A 14,835-nucleotide genomic window follows, 5' to 3' on the forward strand; every position below is an offset into this window, starting at 1 on the left:
TTGGCCGCAGGAAAAGCGTGTGACAGTTTTCGGGAACCCGCTTAGAAAGGGAACCGGCGCTTCATTTCCGGAGTTGCTCCAGCTCAATCCCGACCTATCTTACTCCGGTATCCACACCGGATTTTCCACGAGGGAGTACTACCCATGGCTTTCGAATTGCCCGCTCTGCCCTACGACTATGAGGCCCTGCAGCCCTATATGTCGAAAGAGACGCTGGAGTATCACCACGACAAGCATCACAAGGCCTATGTCGACAACGGCAACAAGCTCGCCGCCGAAGCCGGCCTCGGCGATCTTTCGGTCGAAGAGGCGGTCAAGCAGTCGTTCGGCAAGAACGCCGGTCTCTTCAACAATGCCGCCCAGCACTACAACCACATCCATTTCTGGAAATGGATGAAGAAGCGCGGCGGCGGCAACAAGCTGCCTGGCGCGCTGCAGAAGGCGTTCGACAGCGATCTCGGCGGCTACGACAAATTCAAGGCTGATTTCATCGCCGCTGGCACGACGCAGTTCGGTTCGGGATGGGCCTGGGTTTCGGTCAAGGACGGCAAGCTGGCGATCTCGAAGACGCCGAACGGCGAAAACCCGCTGGTTCATGGCGCATCGCCGATCCTCGGTGTCGACGTCTGGGAACACTCCTACTACATCGACTACCGCAACGCCCGGCCGAAATACCTCGAGGCCTTCGTCGACAGCCTGATCAATTGGGATCACGTGCTAGAGCTCTACGAAAAGGCAAATGCCTGATCGATCTTCCGAAAAGGCCCGGCACCCCCGGGCCTTTTCTTTTAAGTCGAAGCCCCACCGCAGCCAGAGTCGTCCAAATTCATGCGGAGAGAAGGGAATATTCCTCCTCCCACACCCGTTAACGTCCTGTCCTGAAATGCCTTCATCACGGAGCCAAATGAATGAGAAAGCTTGTCATCGCCATCTCTATGCTCGCACTCGCCGCGTCGGCGGCCTTTGCCGATCCCGTCCTCGGCCGGCAGGCTCTGATGAAGGAACGCGGAAAGATCGTCGGCGGCCTGTCGAAAGTGGTCAAGGGCGAGGAACCCTTTGATGCCGCCGCGGTGCTGACGCAGTTGCAGGCATTGCAGGCAAATGCCGAGAAATTCGACGTAGAGGCCTTGTTCCCGAAGGGCAGCGATACCGGCGACACCACGGCGGCGCCAAAGATCTGGGAAGACATGGCCGGCTTCAAAACGGCCGAGGATAAGTATCTTGCCGACGTCAAGGCCTCGGTCGCGGCTGCTCCGGCCGACGTCGACGCGCTGAAGACGCAGATCGGCACCATCGGCTCGGACTGTGGCACCTGCCACCAGGGCTACAGGGTCAAGAAGGGCTGATCGCCTGATATGGCATGGCTGAAGAAGCTCGTCGGCGCGGCTCTCGTTCTGGGCGTCGCCGGCGCGGCCGCCGGGTGGCTGCTGTCGGCACCCGTCAGGCTCGATGGGGCGGGCCTGGCGCAACTCGGCCCAGGCGATGTTGCCCGGGGCAAGCGCATTTTCTATGCCGGCGGCTGCACCTCATGCCACGCGAAGCCTGGGTCGCGGGGCGATGCGCGCCTTCAACTCGTGGGCGGGCTTGAACTCAAGACGCCGTTCGGCACCTTCGTGCCTCCCAATATTTCGCAAGATCCCAATGATGGCATCGGCGCATGGTCGGTCGGGGATCTCGCCAATGCCATGCTGAAGGGTGTTTCGCCGACGGGTGAGCATTTCTATCCAGCCTTTCCCTACGCCTCCTACGCACGCATGAAGCCGTCTGATGTCGCCGACCTCTATGCTTTCCTGAAGACGCTTCCCGCCGTCGCCGGCAAGGCGCCGGGCAATTCGCTGGCATTCCCGTTCAACATCCGGCGAGGCATTGGCCTGTGGAAGCGCCTCTATCTCAGCGACCAGCCTGTCATTCCCCTGCATGATGGCACGCCGGAACTCGTGATGGCAGGCCGCTACCTGGTCGAAGGGCCGGGTCATTGCGGCGAATGCCATACGCCGCGGGACTTGGCTGGCGGCATCAGGAAGGGTCAATGGCTGGCCGGTGCCGTGGCCGCCGAGGGCTCGGGCGTCGTGCCGAACGTCACTTCGGGCGAGGGGGGTATCGGCAGCTGGTCCGCATCCGACATCGCAAACTACCTGGAAACCGGGTTCACGCCGGATTTCGATTCCGTCGGCGGCGCCATGGTCGATGTGCAGTGCAACATGGCCGAGCTGACGGCGGACGACCGCGCGGCGATTGCCGCCTATCTCAAGGCGATACCGCCGCACCCCAACGGCTATCCGGCTCGCAAGAAAAGCACGAAATAGGTCGGGAATCCATAAAGTGGGGAGGGCCCGCATCTGTAGGATGACGAATATGCGCCAAGCCCTGAGTGCATTATGGGCCATTGATAGTCCGTTGCGCGACTGGCTTACCTCTGCGAGGTAGTACATCCAGCCCAATCCAGGGACACTTAACTATGCTCACCGTCTATGGCGAAGGTCGTGGTTTCCGTGTTGTTTGGCTGCTCGAGGAATTAGGATTGGCTTATCGGCTGCGCCCGGTCGATCTGCTCGCAATCGAGAATGATCGCGGCTTTCTCGCGATCAACCCCGCCGGCTTCATTCCCGCACTGCAGGACGGCGAGACGATCATGGTCGAATCGATCGCGATTCTTGAGTACCTGCTCGCCCGCCACGGCTCAGGTTCGCTTGCCGTCGCCCCGCACGATCCCGCTTTCGCCTCCTATCTGCAATTTCTTCACTTAGGCGAGGCCGGGCTCGCCGGGCCGATGAACGCCGTCTTAGTCGGTCGCGAACTGGCGCCCGAAGCCGAACGAGATGCCCGGGTTACCCGCTGGGCATTTGAGACCTTCGAGAGCCGGCTGGGGTTGGTTATCCGCCGCCTCGCGGATTGTCCCTATCTCGCCGGCGAGCGGTTCACTGCTGCCGATATCTCGGTGAGCTACGCCCTCCTGTTCGGCCTGCGAACTGGCAACTATGTCCCCGGGTCTGTCGAGCGGGACTATATCGCTCGCACGACGGCACGCCCTGCCTACGCCCGAGCAATGGAAAGCTGTCAGGCCACCAAGGCTTGGGCGGCGAGATCACCGGGATTGTAGTGCTCGCTTCATCCGGCTGTGGCTCTTACGAGTGCACTGCCTAATCTTCGGACTGCAGGTGGCGATCGCCGAGGAAATCAAAGCCCGTTTCGAAGAAATGATTGTAGTTGCAGGTCATCTCTTCGCCCGGCGCGATGTCGCGCAAGGCGTAGGTTTCCTCGGGCGACGAGACATCGCAATTCGGCTCGTCGTCATGGTTCATGTAACGGGCGTCGTCGGCTTCGAAGACGATATAGGCCGGATCGCGCCGGTCGGGGTAAGAATAGCGGTCGAGATAGTTCTTTACCGCCCCGGTCTCGCCCTCATAGGTCTCGACGTCGATGATCCGGTCGAACCGGGGGTCGAGCTTCCAGACCAGCGTGCCCTTGGCAATGTGGTTCTTGGCAAACACACCGATGCCCTGGATCGGCGATTTGTCGAGATAGACGTCGACGAGCAGCATAATGGACCCTTGTGCGAATGTGGGCTTCGTGCCCGGGAAAATCGTGCTTGGGTAGCGCGCGACCGTCGCAATTGCGAGCGGAAATCAGCCTGACGGAATTCAAAAAATCATGATCATCATGCCTGCCGGCGGACGTGGGTCGCCTGGCTTCAGCGCTGTTGCAAGGCCAGGCGGACACCCAGGGCGCAATAGATGCCGCCGACAACCTTGCCCTGCCATTTCAGCACTGTCGGATTTTGGCGCAGGAAACCGCCGAGCCGCCCTGCGCTCACGGCAAACACGACCGTGCTGAAAAGCCCCAGCATGACGAAGACGACCCCCAATACGGCTAACTGAACCATCGCCGATCCGTTTTCGGGCCGCACGAACTGAGGCAGGAAAGCGAGGAAGAAAAGCGCTGTCTTGGGATTGAGCACCTCGGTCAGGACGGCCTGTCGAAACGCCCTTCCGGCAGAGATCGCGAGCGCGCCGGCGGTCGGATCGGTCGGCGCTTTCTCGATGATGGCGCGAATGCCGAGGTAAACGAGGTAGGCCGCGCCGATATACTTTACGATGCTGAACAGCGTCGCCGATGTGGCGATGATCGCCGAGATGCCGACCATCGCCATCACGGTATGAAACACATCGCCGGCCGCGATCCCGGCGCCGGTGGCGATCCCGACCCTGGTTCCCGAACTCGTTGCGCGCGCGATCGTCAACAGTGTGGCCGGACCTGGAATGAAGACAAAGCCGAACACAACTGCGATATAGGCTATCAATGTGGACAGATCGATCATCGCGGCGTTCCTCCGTAAGCTATGCCTTGTCCGTTACCTTCAGCGTGAAGGCATAAGTATAGGCGATCTCCTCCAGGCGCGAAAACCGGCCGGAGGCACCGGCATGGCCGGAATCCATGTTGATTTTGAACAGCACCGGATTGGCGCCCCTCTTGCGGTCACGCAGCCGCGCCACCCACTTGGCCGGCTCCCAATAGGTGACGCGCGGATCGGTAAGACCGGCGAGCGCCAGGATCGGCGGGTAGTCGAGTGCTGCGACATTGTCGTAGGGCGAATAGGCGGCGATCGTCCGGTAATCGTCGGCCGACGCAATCGGATTGCCCCATTCCGGCCATTCCGGCGGGGTCAGCGGCAGCGTCGCGTCGAGCATGGTGGTAAGCACATCGACGAACGGAACCTCGGCCACGATGCCGCCGAAGCAATCCGGCGCCATGTTGGCGATGGCGCCCATCAGCATGCCGCCGGCCGAGCCGCCCTGCGCGACGATGCGGTCATGCGCGGTATAACGCTCGGCCACGAGATGGCGGGCGCACGCGATGAAATCGGTGAAGGTGTTCATCTTGTGCGCCCGCTTGCCGTCATCGTACCAGCCATAGCCCTTGTCCTTGCCGCCGCGGACATGGGCAATGGCAAAGACGAGGCCTCGGTCGACCAGCGAGAACCAGTTGGTATTGAAGGCGGCCGGAACGGCAATGCCGTAGGAACCATAACCGTAGAGCAGGCAAGGCGCGGAGCCGTCCAGCGGCGTGTCGCGGTGATGCAGAAGCGAGATCGGCACCAGTTCGCCATCGGCCGCGGGCGCCATCAGCCGCCTCGTGACGTATTGATGCGGGTCATGGCCGGACGGCACTTCCTGGGTCTTGAGCAGCACACGCTCACGGGTGCGCATGTTGTAGTCGAACATCTGCGACGGCGTCGTCATCGACGAGTAGGAAAAGCGCATCATCTCGGTGTCGTATTCCAGGGCCCCCGAAAGGCCGAGCGAGAAGGCTTCCTCATCGAAGAAAATCAGATGCTCTTCGCCGCTGGCACGGTCACGCACGACGATACGCGGCAGGCCTTCCTTGCGCTCGAGCCGGACCATGTGGTCCTTGAAGCCGATCACCGACAGGATCAGCCGGCCCGGTTCATGCGGCACCATTTCCTGCCAGTTGGCGCGGACCGGATCGCTCGCCGGCGCCGTCATGATCTTGAAGTCCTTTGCACCATCCGCATTGGTCAGGATGAAGAATATGCCGCCGCCTTCCTCAAGTTCATATTGAAGGCCGGTCTCGCGCGCCGAAACCAGCTTGGGTTCGGCAAACGGATCGCTGGCGCTCAACAGACGGTATTCCGAAGTCTCGTGATCGTTGATGCCGATCATGATCCATTGATTGTTGCGGGTTCCGTCGACGTCCATGAAGAAGCCGGGGTCGGTTTCCTCGTAGATCAGGCGGTCTCTTTCGGGGTTCTGTCCAAGCGCGTGGAACAGAACCTTGGACGGCCGGTGGTTTGGATCGAGACGCGTGTAGAAGAACCCGTCATTGCCCGCGTCCCAGACGCCCGAACCACCGGTGGCGGGAATCTGGTCCGCCAGTTCCTTGCCATCGGCCAGGTCGCGCGCACGCAGCGTGTAGAATTCGGAACCCTTGTCGTCGAAGGCCCACAGGAGCTTGCGATGATCGGCCGAATGATCGACGCCACCAAGCCGGAAATAGGCCTTGCCCTCGGCCTCGGCGTCACCGTCGAGCAGGATCTGCTCGGGCCCGCCGTCGCGCGGCATGCGGAAATAGCGCGGCTGCTCGCCGCCGAGCTTGAAGGAAGAGCCATAGGCGTAAGGCCCGTCCTTCATGGGAACGGATGAATCGTCTTCCTTGATGCGGCCCTTCATTTCCTTGAAGAGCTGCTTTTGCAAATCTGACGTGTCGGCCATCAGCTTCGACTGGTAGGCATTTTCGGCTTCGAGTTCGGCGCGGATCCCAGGATCGAGCAAGGAGGGATCCCTGAACATCTCCTGCCAGTTATCCGCCCGCAGCCAGGCATATTCGTCGGTTCGCGTGATGCCGTGATGCGTGTCCGAGACTGGCCTCTTCTCGGGGGAAGGGGCGCTGACGATTGGAAATCGGGAAGTCCTGGTCATTGCGTCTCGCTCTGGAAATATCTTGAATGACGACTGAACACACCGATCAGGGCGGGTTCAAGAGCAGTTGGGTAGAGGTGGTGTGGGCCCATGAGGTGGCCGGGAGGAGGGAAGATGACTATTCGGTCTCGTACTGCTGCGGCCTTCGCCGTTGCTTCGCTAACTCTGGTCTTTGCCGGCCAGTCTCATGCGACCGTATTCGCGGCTTGGCAAGTGGCCGATGTGCCGTTCGGCGACACGCTCAATGTGCGCAAATATCCGTCGGGAACATCCCAGAAGCAGGCCGCCTACCCGAACGGGGCCGTCCTGCAGATGACCGGACGGTGCACCGGCGGCATAAACCTGCTCGACGTCGCCAATCAACCGGCATGGAAACAGCGGCAGACGGTTCGCTATCGCTGGTGCGAAATCTGGCATGACCCCGCCAAGAACGGCGTCTTCGTCACCGGCTGGGCCTATGGCGGATACATCGCGCCGTTTTGACCGGGGAATGGCCTGTTTGATCGCGGAATGGTTTGGCAACCTATGGTTTCGTGGACAGGTGTGAACAACCAAGCTTGTCGGTGTGGTCGCCAAGCAAACCGGAGCATTGAAACTTGTTTTGTGAGTTATCGCGAATGTAACGATTAGCTGACCCAACGTCAGCCTTTGTCCGTTTGGCGACCGAAATATCGAAAAATTACATGGTGCACGAAAGATTGAAGCTGATCGCGCAATAGTTGACCAACATTCGTAAATATAATGCAGAGAGCGAATTGACTTACTTGACGTGTGGCCGCATTGATGTCCCTGTGACGCGAATCGGCGCAGCTCTATCTGCGCAAAATTCGTGCAATGCCCTGTTTGTAAAAAGGGGCACAGATCGACGTAACTCTTGTTGGGGCCTGAAGACCATGGATATTGTCGAAACACCTTCCAGAAACAATGATGCGCTGATCGAGCTCACCGCCGATGTGGTGGCTGCCTATGTCAGCAACAATCCCGTGCCGGTCGGCGAACTGCCGAACCTGATATCCGATGTCCACGCCGCTCTCGGGCGTGTGGGCGGAACCGTCGAACAGCCGCCTGCCGACAAGCAGAAGCCGGCTGTCAACCCGAAACGCTCGGTTCATGACGACTACATTGTCTGTCTTGAAGACGGCAAGAAGTTCAAGTCGCTCAAGCGTCACCTGATGACCCACTACGATCTGACGCCCGATCAGTATCGCGAAAAGTGGAACCTGGACCCAAGCTATCCGATGGTTGCCCCGAACTACGCGGCGGCCCGCTCGCAGCTTGCCAAGAAGATGGGCCTTGGCCGCAAGCGCAAGGCGCGGTAGTCGCGGCTTGCCGGATTAGAACTGAAATTCAAACGGCGCCTTCGGGCGCCGTTTGATTTTGCGGGCGAGAGCAATTCCAGGAAAAGTGTGAACCGGTTTTCCCGGGAAAAGCGCGTAGCGCTTTCCCTAGGGAATTGCGTCAAAACAAGGAAGATCGAGGCAGAAGCCTGTCAGGCGGTCTGCGCGAGCGCCATCTCGGCATCGCGTTTGATGCGCTTGACCATCGAGCGAAGGCCGTTGGCGCGCTGAGGTGACAGGTGCTCGTCGAGGCCGAGTGCCTTCAGCGTCGCTTCAGCGTCGGTTTTCTGGATTTCGCTGGCCGGCTTTCCGGAAAACAGCGCCAGCATGATCGCGACCAGTCCGCGCACGATATGAGCGTCCGAATCGCCCGTGAAGCTGATGACGGGATCGGCGCCCGGACCCCGTTCGGTGGTCAGCCAGACCTGGCTGACGCAACCCGGCACCTTGTTGGCGGCGTTGCGCTCGGCATCGGGAAAGGGAGGCAGCGCTTCGCCAAGCTCGATGACGTAACGATAGCGGTCCTCCCATTCCTCGAGGAACGAGAAGTCGTCGCGGATCGTCTGGATCGTGGTCGTCATGACCCGGATATAGTCACGCGATGGCGCCGCGTCACGGAAAAACAAGAACACCGCGGACATCGAGAGGGCAGACGGTCCGCGGTGCGCCGTCGAGACGGCCTAATTCTTTATCGGCAGGTTGACCGTTTGGGGCAGGACGATTTCTTCCGGCACGCTGCCCGTCATTGTCGAGATGTCGGGGCCGGCGGACTTGTCGTCCAGCATGGCGGCCGCGATCTTGGCGGTCTCCTTGGCGCGTGCGGTGATGGTGTGCATCGCCGATTTGCCGGTTTCGCAGACATCGGGCTTGCGTTCGCAGATCCCGGCGATGTCGCCGACGGCGTCTCGCGCCGCGAACAGGGCCTGGATCGGCCCGACGCTTTGCTGGCCCGTTTCATCGGACCCGACACCCAGCGGCAGCGCCAGCAGCACCAGTGAAAACCAGAAAGCCATTCTTATCAGGAAGAACATGCCTTGCCTCTCGTCGTGACCGGATCATGCATCATATGGCACGACCTCTTTTATGGGCAGGATGTTGGCACACGGGCACAAAGGACGGCTTGCATGATCGCCGAGAATTTTCCTCAAATTTTAGGCAAATTCGAGACGAAGCGTTTTGTTGTCGATTTGTTTCATATCGGGACGATTCCCGTTACCATCCGATAACCATCTATCTGATTGTTTCTACCGGATTTTTCGCAAATGGACGCGATCCCGTTCGTGCCTCTGGGCCGCTGATGACGGGCGTTCGCGAATAACCCTCCGTTTACTATGGCTGCATTTGCCCGGGCTTTCGGCGGCCGTCATCCCGATATTTGCCGCAGGGCCGGCCTTGGTCGGCCCTGCCTTATCCATTCCTTAAACGCTGGATGCGAGTTTCAAAGCCACCCAAGACAATCTGCAAAAGCAGAGCTGTTCACGACGAGTGCGAGTGCGTTGAGTTGATGCCGATCGAGGCCAGATACGCTGAATTGCCTGGCGCAATGGCGGCCGGTTGTGAACGCATGGTTCATCCCAGCGTTCTCGGGCGCAGCGACCGCGAGCGCCAGCGCCGTTTCATCGGCGTGATGCTGGCCGCGCCGTTCTTTGCAGCGGGTGCCGCGGTCACGCTGGTTACGTCGGGCATGGGGGCTGCCGTGACCACGGTCGCCATTTTCGCGGCCTTCGGTCTGTGCTGGTTCGTCGCCCTGCTGGTAGCAGCGACCGGCAAGATGGCCGCCGCCGGGCCGATCGCCCTGGCGATGGCGGCGATTGCCCTTGGCGGTCTCATCGGTGCCGCCGGCGGATTGAGTTCACCTGTCGCCATGCTTGCCTTGGCGCTGCCATTCGAAGCTTGGTGGATCGGCGCCTCGCGGCGTGCTGCTGTGTGGGGGGGCGCCTCGGCCGTCATCGCCATCGCCCTTCAGTCCCTGTCGGCCACCTTCCTTCCATTCGCGGACGCGCACATCGCCGCCTGGCACTGGCTGGTGCCATTGGCGTGGGCGCTGACCCTCCTCCCGCGCATATCGGCTTTTCGCGGCACCGCCGGCGCGGCCGCTACGCTCGATGCAGGTGACGGATTGGAAGACATCATCGACGCGGTGGTCTTTCGGGTCACCCGCCACGGCGAAGTCGTGGAGGCGTCCGCCAAGGCGCGTACGCTTCTGAAATTGCCACCTGAATTGTTGTCCGGAACGGGCCTCTTCGACCGCGTCCACCTGTCGGACCGTGTCTCCTATCTCAGCGCCCTGGCCGACATGCGTGACGGCGCACTGTCGCGCCGCCTCGAATTGCGCATCAGGCTGCCCCAGAGTGGCAACGGCGCCCACAACGGAAATGGTTTGGTGGCCGACAACTACCAGCCATTCGCGCTCGAACTGGTGCGCGGCGAGCAACAAAGCGACGTTTTCACGCTTGTCCTGCGCAAGAATGAAGAGACCGCGCGGTTGCGCGAAGAACTGGCGCAAGCCAATGAGACGGCGGCCGCCGCCGAAGTGGCCAAGGGCCGCTTCCTCGCAGTGGTGAGCCATGAACTGCGCACACCCTTGAATGCCATCATCGGCTTCTCCGACATGCTGCTGCACGAGATGTTCGGCGCCTTCAAGGATCCGCGCCAGAAGGAATATGTCGGGCTCGTGCGGGATTCGGGCCAGCATCTGCTGGCAGTCGTGACGTCCATACTCGACGTCTCGAGGATCGAATCGGGCGTCTACGCCACCGAGCCGGAGCCGTTCCGGTTCATGGAAGCCGTGGACATGTGCCAGTCGATGATGCGGCTGCAGGCCCAGGCCAAGAACATTGACCTGCAGACGCAGATCGCCCCAGACGCAGGCGATATCAATGCCGATCGCCGCGCCGTACAGCAGATGCTCATCAACCTCGTTTCCAACGCGATCAAGTTCACGCCCGACGGCGGCGATGTCGTCGTCGGCGCCAAGCGGATCGGCTCACGTCTGCATTTCTGGGTCAGGGACACCGGCATCGGCATTGCCGAGGAGGATTTCGCCAATCTCGGCAAACCCTTCATGCAGATCCAGAACGACTATACCCGCCGTTTCGAGGGAACGGGTCTTGGCCTTTCCCTGGTGAAGGGGCTGGTGGCCTTGCATGAAGGCACCATGTCGATCGAAAGCATGCCGGGCGAGGGCACCACGGTGACCATCAGCCTGCCGGTCAGCGGGCCGAAGGGACGCCCCGCCAACTCGACCGGAGTGCTGACGATGCCGGTGACGAGGGCGAAAGGGGACGGAAATGGGTCGCTCCGCAAAACAGGCTAAGGCGGTCAAACGCCGCAGCAACGCCTTGCAGGACGGCGCCATCGCCGTTGGCGGCATGATTTCGCGCAATCCCGTCCTGGTGGGAGGATCGACCGCATTCCTGGTGACGCTGTTCTACGTCTCGGCCAACGCGCTGTGGTATCAGCCTTTCCCGCACGCCGGGGCGTTTTTCGCCACGCGTCATTTCCAGGGCTTTCCGCACGCCGCCGCCGACGAGCCGGAGACGACAATCAACATCGTGCGGCCCAATGCCGCGCCCGCCCCGATCAAGGGCGATCCGGTGGTCGAGCAGGTGCAAGGCATATTGAAGGACCTCGATTTCTATTCCGGCACCGTCGACGGCATTTCCGGCCCCAACACGCGCAAGGCCATACAGGCCTATCAGCAGAAGGTCGGGCTGAACGCCTCGGGCGAGATCGATGCGCTGCTGCTGGATCAGCTGGGTGCAACGCCGAAGACGGCCGCCGTGCCCAAGCCGCAGCCTCGTCCCGACATGGCGCCGGCCGCTGTTCCCGTGTCCTTGCAGACGAATGAGGCGCAGACGAGTGCCGTTTTGCAGGGGCCTGATCCCCGCATCGTCAAGATTCAGGCTGGGCTCAAGGCCTTCGGCAATGACGACATGCAACTGGATGGCGTCGTCGGTGCACGCACGAAGGCGGCGATCAAGGAGTTCCAGTCGCTGTTCGGGTTGCCGCAGACCGGCGAACCCGACGAGATCGTCTACGTCAAGATGCGCGAGATCGGCCTGACCAACTGACAGCCGAAACGACGGCTCGCCCTGCATCGGAAATTTCGATAGAGAGCCCGCATGTTGTCGGGAGTCTTCGATGCGTGTAACCGCTGATCTGTGGGTTTCGGCCCTGTTGCGCCGGGTTTTCGGCGCTGGCGGGTTTGCCGCCGTGGTCAATCGCGGTGCGTCCGAGGCAGGGGCTGTGTTCATCCTGGCGCGGGGCAGGATGGGTGAAACGGCTCTCTACGGGCCGGCGCCGCAGACAAGCTACGATTCGGCCAAGCCCGAAGACCGTTTTTTCAGCCTTCTCGCCGCCGGCGATGATGCGTCCGTGCTGGATGCGAGACTTGAGCGCGAGAAAAAATTCGATCCCGACATTTGGGTGGTCGAGATCGAGGCCGGGAATGTTCCCGTCGAGGAGCTTATTTCCGTGAAGACGCCCTGAGGCCGGGGGCGTCGGCTTCGTCGCTGTTGGAGGCCTTGCGGCTGTCGCCGTTTGTCAGCGAAGCGTCGCGAGCCGCCTTCGACGGGGTTTTGGCTTTCCATCCCCGCACTTTGTCCAGGGCCGTATCGCGCTGCAGCAGGCGGTAAAGGTCGAGATAGGTGCGGATGGCCTGCGGATGCGGGAACAGGCTGGGATAGACGGCAACCGTGATCAGGAATGCCCGGTCTTCGCTGAAATCGAGCGAACGCAGCGCCGCAAGCAGCGGCGCATAATTCTGGTTGGCGGTCAGCGATTGCGCGATCGAGAAATCAATGTCGAGGGCATCGGCAAGCGCGGTCTGGAAGAAAGCGGCGTTTCCCGTCAATGCCGTCTCGCGCAGTTTGACGTAGGTATCCGCACCTGGGAACGCATCGACCTTCGCCGCCAAGGCTTCGTCGCCGGTGTGCATCATGGAGCGCAGCCTGCGCCGCGCGTTTTCGGCGGCAACGCCGGGCGTCTGCTGAGTTTCCGCGCTGTCCGCCGTCGCTTGCGTCGTCACGGCAGGGCTTTGCGCCGGGGCTGCTTCCGGATCCCGCATCCGCACCAGGGTCGGTCTTTCCAGCGCTCTGATCAGATCGGCGATGGTCGGGTTCAGGTCCTTGCGCCGCGCGATGGCGCGCGCATGCGGCAGCCCGTGCCGGCCAATCAGCGCGATCAGGTCGATATCGCTGACCGCGCGTGAGCGGATGAGCAGCGGAGCGGCAATGTCGACCGGTTCCTCGCAAAGGCGCCGCACCAGGGCCGCGGGTGCATATTCGCATTCGGAAAGGGCGGCTGCCACGTAGCGCCGCGATTCGACGGATACGTTGTCGAACAGCGGCAGCGTCAGGTCTTCGAGTTGGCCGATCTCGCGGCGTGACGGTCGGGTCAGCGAGCAGAACGCCGACACGGCGGCGCGGAACAGCCTTTCGGCTTTTCCCGATTCCGTCCTTATCGCGATTTGCCTGAAGTCCGAGGATGACACGAAGGATACGCCTGACAACAGATACACACTCGACATCGCGCCACCGGAACTATGTCGGTTTCGCGTTTGCCTCGGTCAGAACTCTCTGACCTGGGAACAAAGATCAAGTTAGCGGCGATCCGTTAGCGCTCCGTTAACCCTCTGCCGGCCTTAATGATATTTGGAGGCGTTGCGTTGTGCTCCGGGGAAACCGAGAGGAATGCGCGAACCATGGGCATGGTACTGTCTTTCGTGCCGCGTGCGGCACCGACCAATCGAGCAAAGCAAACCACCGAAATACCGGCGGCCGTAATCATATTTCCCGGCATCCGTTATGAGCGGTCCAGCACCGGCGAAGCGCGGCCCGCGGGGCCAGACAAGCCGGGATCGCCACGGACGCCCGTGCCGCACCACTGAGCTTGCTGAAGCCCTAGAAATCCTGCAGCTCGCAGGAACTCTGATCGAGAAAGCGCGACACGATCGGCTTCCAGCTCTCGTCCGGCACGAAGCTGCGGATGACGAAGATGCCTTCGTCGATGGGCGCTTCGACGAAAATCGCTCCCTGGAGATCTTCGGGCAGGTCCTTGCGCACGTCGATCATCTGCGCCGGCGTCAGCACGACCGCATCCAGCTTGCCGTCCGTCGCCGTGTGGTCGTTGAAGGAATAGATGTTGTGACCGCTGCGGTCATAGACCGACACCGACCAGAACGGGACGTCTCCCGGCGCCTTGATCCGGACCATTCCTTCCTCGAGATCGAAGCGGCAGGCCGTGGCATAGAACAGCGGGTCGACCGATTTCACCACCGGCGCGCCGCCGGCTTCGGCATCGAGCCGGTTCATCCTGTAGAGATCGGATGCCATGGAAAGACGCGACCAGGCGTCACGTTCCGAAAATTCCGGCACCAGAAGCAGGACGATAATGTGGACAATGCCGGCGCCGACGAGGCCGAGCAGGACGGCATGCAGAAGTCTGCGCAGTGCGGCACGCAAACTACGCATCGCAGCCCGCCCTCACGATCCTGGGCAGCGAAACATCCGACAGGCCGGTGCTGCTGGCGATCGGCGTGTCGTAGAAGGTCAGGACGAAATACATCTTCCCGGAACCGTCGGTCAGAAGCCAGTTGCCCGGCATCGGGTGATGGCCAACGGAGATGATCACGGAATTGTCCGGTTGGCGCAGCACCTCGTAGGACTGAAGTGCCGCAAGCCGCGATTTGCCGGTCTCGACGACGCCGAGCGATCGATCGGCGGCATAAAGCGTCCAGAACCGGGCTGTCGGAAATCCACCCTCGATCCTGTAGGCGCATTCCCGCTTGAGCTGGTCGCCGGCGGCATCGTTTTCCGCCACGAAGGACAGGCCTTCGGCGCGGCCGAGCGCCAGCACCCCCTCGCGCGCCACGCGCGCCTTCGAATAGGGGTCCGCGGCCGGTGTGCCGATGTCGGGGAAGGCGGTCCACTGGCCGATCCTGATTGCGCCGACCCCGTCCTGGATCTTCAGCGCATACCAGACGCTGGCGCCGCCCCCGCCAATGGCTATGGCAAGCGAAATCAGCATCAGGAAGGCATTCTTGAGCATGAAGGGCCGGG

Annotated in this window: 17 protein-coding genes; 9 read left to right on the top strand and 8 right to left on the bottom strand. The window is 61.5% G+C overall.

The window, feature by feature from the left end; all coding sequences use genetic code 11:
• Positions 1–144 precede the first annotated feature (144 nt).
• The 4 genes from O7A70_RS28240 (at position 145) to O7A70_RS28255 (ending at position 3,100) form a co-directional block, all read left to right on the top strand.
• Positions 145–747: a superoxide dismutase gene (locus tag O7A70_RS28240; protein ID WP_337143288.1), complete on the top strand. Its 603-nt coding sequence runs from the start codon at positions 145–147 to the stop codon at positions 745–747.
• 161 nt (positions 748–908) lie between these two features.
• Positions 909–1,346 carry a c-type cytochrome gene (locus tag O7A70_RS28245; RefSeq protein ID WP_337143289.1) on the top strand — a complete coding sequence of 146 codons (438 nt, stop codon included), beginning with the start codon at positions 909–911 and terminating at the stop codon, positions 1,344–1,346.
• A gap of 9 nt (positions 1,347–1,355) precedes the next feature.
• Positions 1,356–2,306 (top strand): cytochrome c, encoded by a 951-nt coding sequence (locus tag O7A70_RS28250; RefSeq protein ID WP_337143290.1) that lies wholly within the window; start codon positions 1,356–1,358, stop codon positions 2,304–2,306.
• Between the two features lie 152 nt (positions 2,307–2,458).
• A complete protein-coding gene (locus O7A70_RS28255; protein WP_337143291.1) occupies positions 2,459–3,100 on the top strand; it encodes a glutathione S-transferase family protein in 642 nt (213 codons plus the stop codon).
• A 40-nt stretch (positions 3,101–3,140) separates the two neighbouring features.
• On the opposite strand, the gene O7A70_RS28260 is transcribed toward O7A70_RS28255, so the two are convergent.
• From O7A70_RS28260 to O7A70_RS28270, 3 genes are all read right to left on the bottom strand, one after another.
• A complete protein-coding gene (locus tag O7A70_RS28260; protein ID WP_337143292.1) occupies positions 3,141–3,542 on the bottom strand; it encodes an SET domain-containing protein in 402 nt (133 codons plus the stop codon).
• 149 nt (positions 3,543–3,691) lie between these two features.
• Positions 3,692–4,318, bottom strand: a complete 627-nt coding sequence (locus O7A70_RS28265) for a LysE family translocator (RefSeq protein WP_337143293.1) — start codon at positions 4,316–4,318, stop codon at positions 3,692–3,694.
• A 19-nt stretch (positions 4,319–4,337) separates the two neighbouring features.
• Complete coding sequence (locus O7A70_RS28270; protein ID WP_337143294.1) at positions 4,338–6,437, bottom strand: S9 family peptidase; 2,100 nt, start codon at positions 6,435–6,437, stop codon at positions 4,338–4,340.
• A 114-nt stretch (positions 6,438–6,551) separates the two neighbouring features.
• Between O7A70_RS28270 and O7A70_RS28275 the strand changes: the two genes are divergently transcribed.
• Together O7A70_RS28275 and O7A70_RS28280 are read left to right on the top strand one after the other, a co-directional pair.
• A complete protein-coding gene (locus O7A70_RS28275) occupies positions 6,552–6,920 on the top strand; it encodes an SH3 domain-containing protein (protein WP_337143295.1) in 369 nt (122 codons plus the stop codon).
• 410 nt (positions 6,921–7,330) lie between these two features.
• Positions 7,331–7,756, top strand: a complete 426-nt coding sequence (locus tag O7A70_RS28280; protein ID WP_027143963.1) for a MucR family transcriptional regulator — start codon at positions 7,331–7,333, stop codon at positions 7,754–7,756.
• A 170-nt stretch (positions 7,757–7,926) separates the two neighbouring features.
• Here the strand turns inward: O7A70_RS28280 and O7A70_RS28285 are convergent, their stop codons facing one another.
• Both O7A70_RS28285 and O7A70_RS28290 read right to left on the bottom strand, forming a co-directional pair.
• Complete coding sequence (locus O7A70_RS28285) at positions 7,927–8,355, bottom strand: SufE family protein (protein ID WP_337143341.1); 429 nt, start codon at positions 8,353–8,355, stop codon at positions 7,927–7,929.
• A 99-nt stretch (positions 8,356–8,454) separates the two neighbouring features.
• Positions 8,455–8,805: a DUF5330 domain-containing protein gene (locus O7A70_RS28290; RefSeq protein WP_337143296.1), complete on the bottom strand. Its 351-nt coding sequence runs from the start codon at positions 8,803–8,805 to the stop codon at positions 8,455–8,457.
• A 533-nt stretch (positions 8,806–9,338) separates the two neighbouring features.
• Between O7A70_RS28290 and O7A70_RS28295 the strand changes: the two genes are divergently transcribed.
• From O7A70_RS28295 to O7A70_RS28305, 3 genes are all read left to right on the top strand, one after another.
• Entirely contained in the window at positions 9,339–11,090 is a 1,752-nt protein-coding gene (locus tag O7A70_RS28295) for a PAS domain-containing sensor histidine kinase (RefSeq protein ID WP_337143297.1), read from the top strand.
• Positions 11,065–11,847, top strand: a complete 783-nt coding sequence (locus O7A70_RS28300) for a peptidoglycan-binding domain-containing protein (RefSeq protein ID WP_337143298.1) — start codon at positions 11,065–11,067, stop codon at positions 11,845–11,847. The genes O7A70_RS28295 and O7A70_RS28300 overlap by 26 nt, the downstream gene beginning before the upstream one ends.
• Positions 11,848–11,917: 70 nt before the next feature.
• Positions 11,918–12,265: a DUF1491 family protein gene (locus O7A70_RS28305; RefSeq protein WP_337143299.1), complete on the top strand. Its 348-nt coding sequence runs from the start codon at positions 11,918–11,920 to the stop codon at positions 12,263–12,265.
• On the opposite strand, the gene O7A70_RS28310 is transcribed toward O7A70_RS28305, so the two are convergent.
• The 3 genes from O7A70_RS28310 to O7A70_RS28320 all read right to left on the bottom strand — a co-directional run bounded on the left by O7A70_RS28310 (position 12,243) and on the right by O7A70_RS28320 (position 14,824).
• On the bottom strand, positions 12,243–13,268 hold the full coding sequence (locus O7A70_RS28310) for a hypothetical protein (protein WP_337143342.1): 1,026 nt from the start codon (positions 13,266–13,268) through the stop codon (positions 12,243–12,245). The two genes, O7A70_RS28305 and O7A70_RS28310, sit on opposite strands and share 23 nt — an antisense overlap.
• A 409-nt stretch (positions 13,269–13,677) precedes the next feature.
• Positions 13,678–14,247: a DUF1254 domain-containing protein gene (locus tag O7A70_RS28315; protein ID WP_337143300.1), complete on the bottom strand. Its 570-nt coding sequence runs from the start codon at positions 14,245–14,247 to the stop codon at positions 13,678–13,680.
• A complete protein-coding gene (locus O7A70_RS28320; RefSeq protein WP_337143301.1) occupies positions 14,240–14,824 on the bottom strand; it encodes a DUF1214 domain-containing protein in 585 nt (194 codons plus the stop codon). The genes O7A70_RS28315 and O7A70_RS28320 overlap by 8 nt, the downstream gene beginning before the upstream one ends.
• Positions 14,825–14,835 lie beyond the last annotated feature (11 nt).

The organism is Mesorhizobium sp. Cs1299R1N1 (assembly GCF_037179655.1).
Taxonomy (GTDB): Bacteria; Pseudomonadota; Alphaproteobacteria; order Rhizobiales; family Rhizobiaceae; genus Mesorhizobium; species Mesorhizobium salmacidum.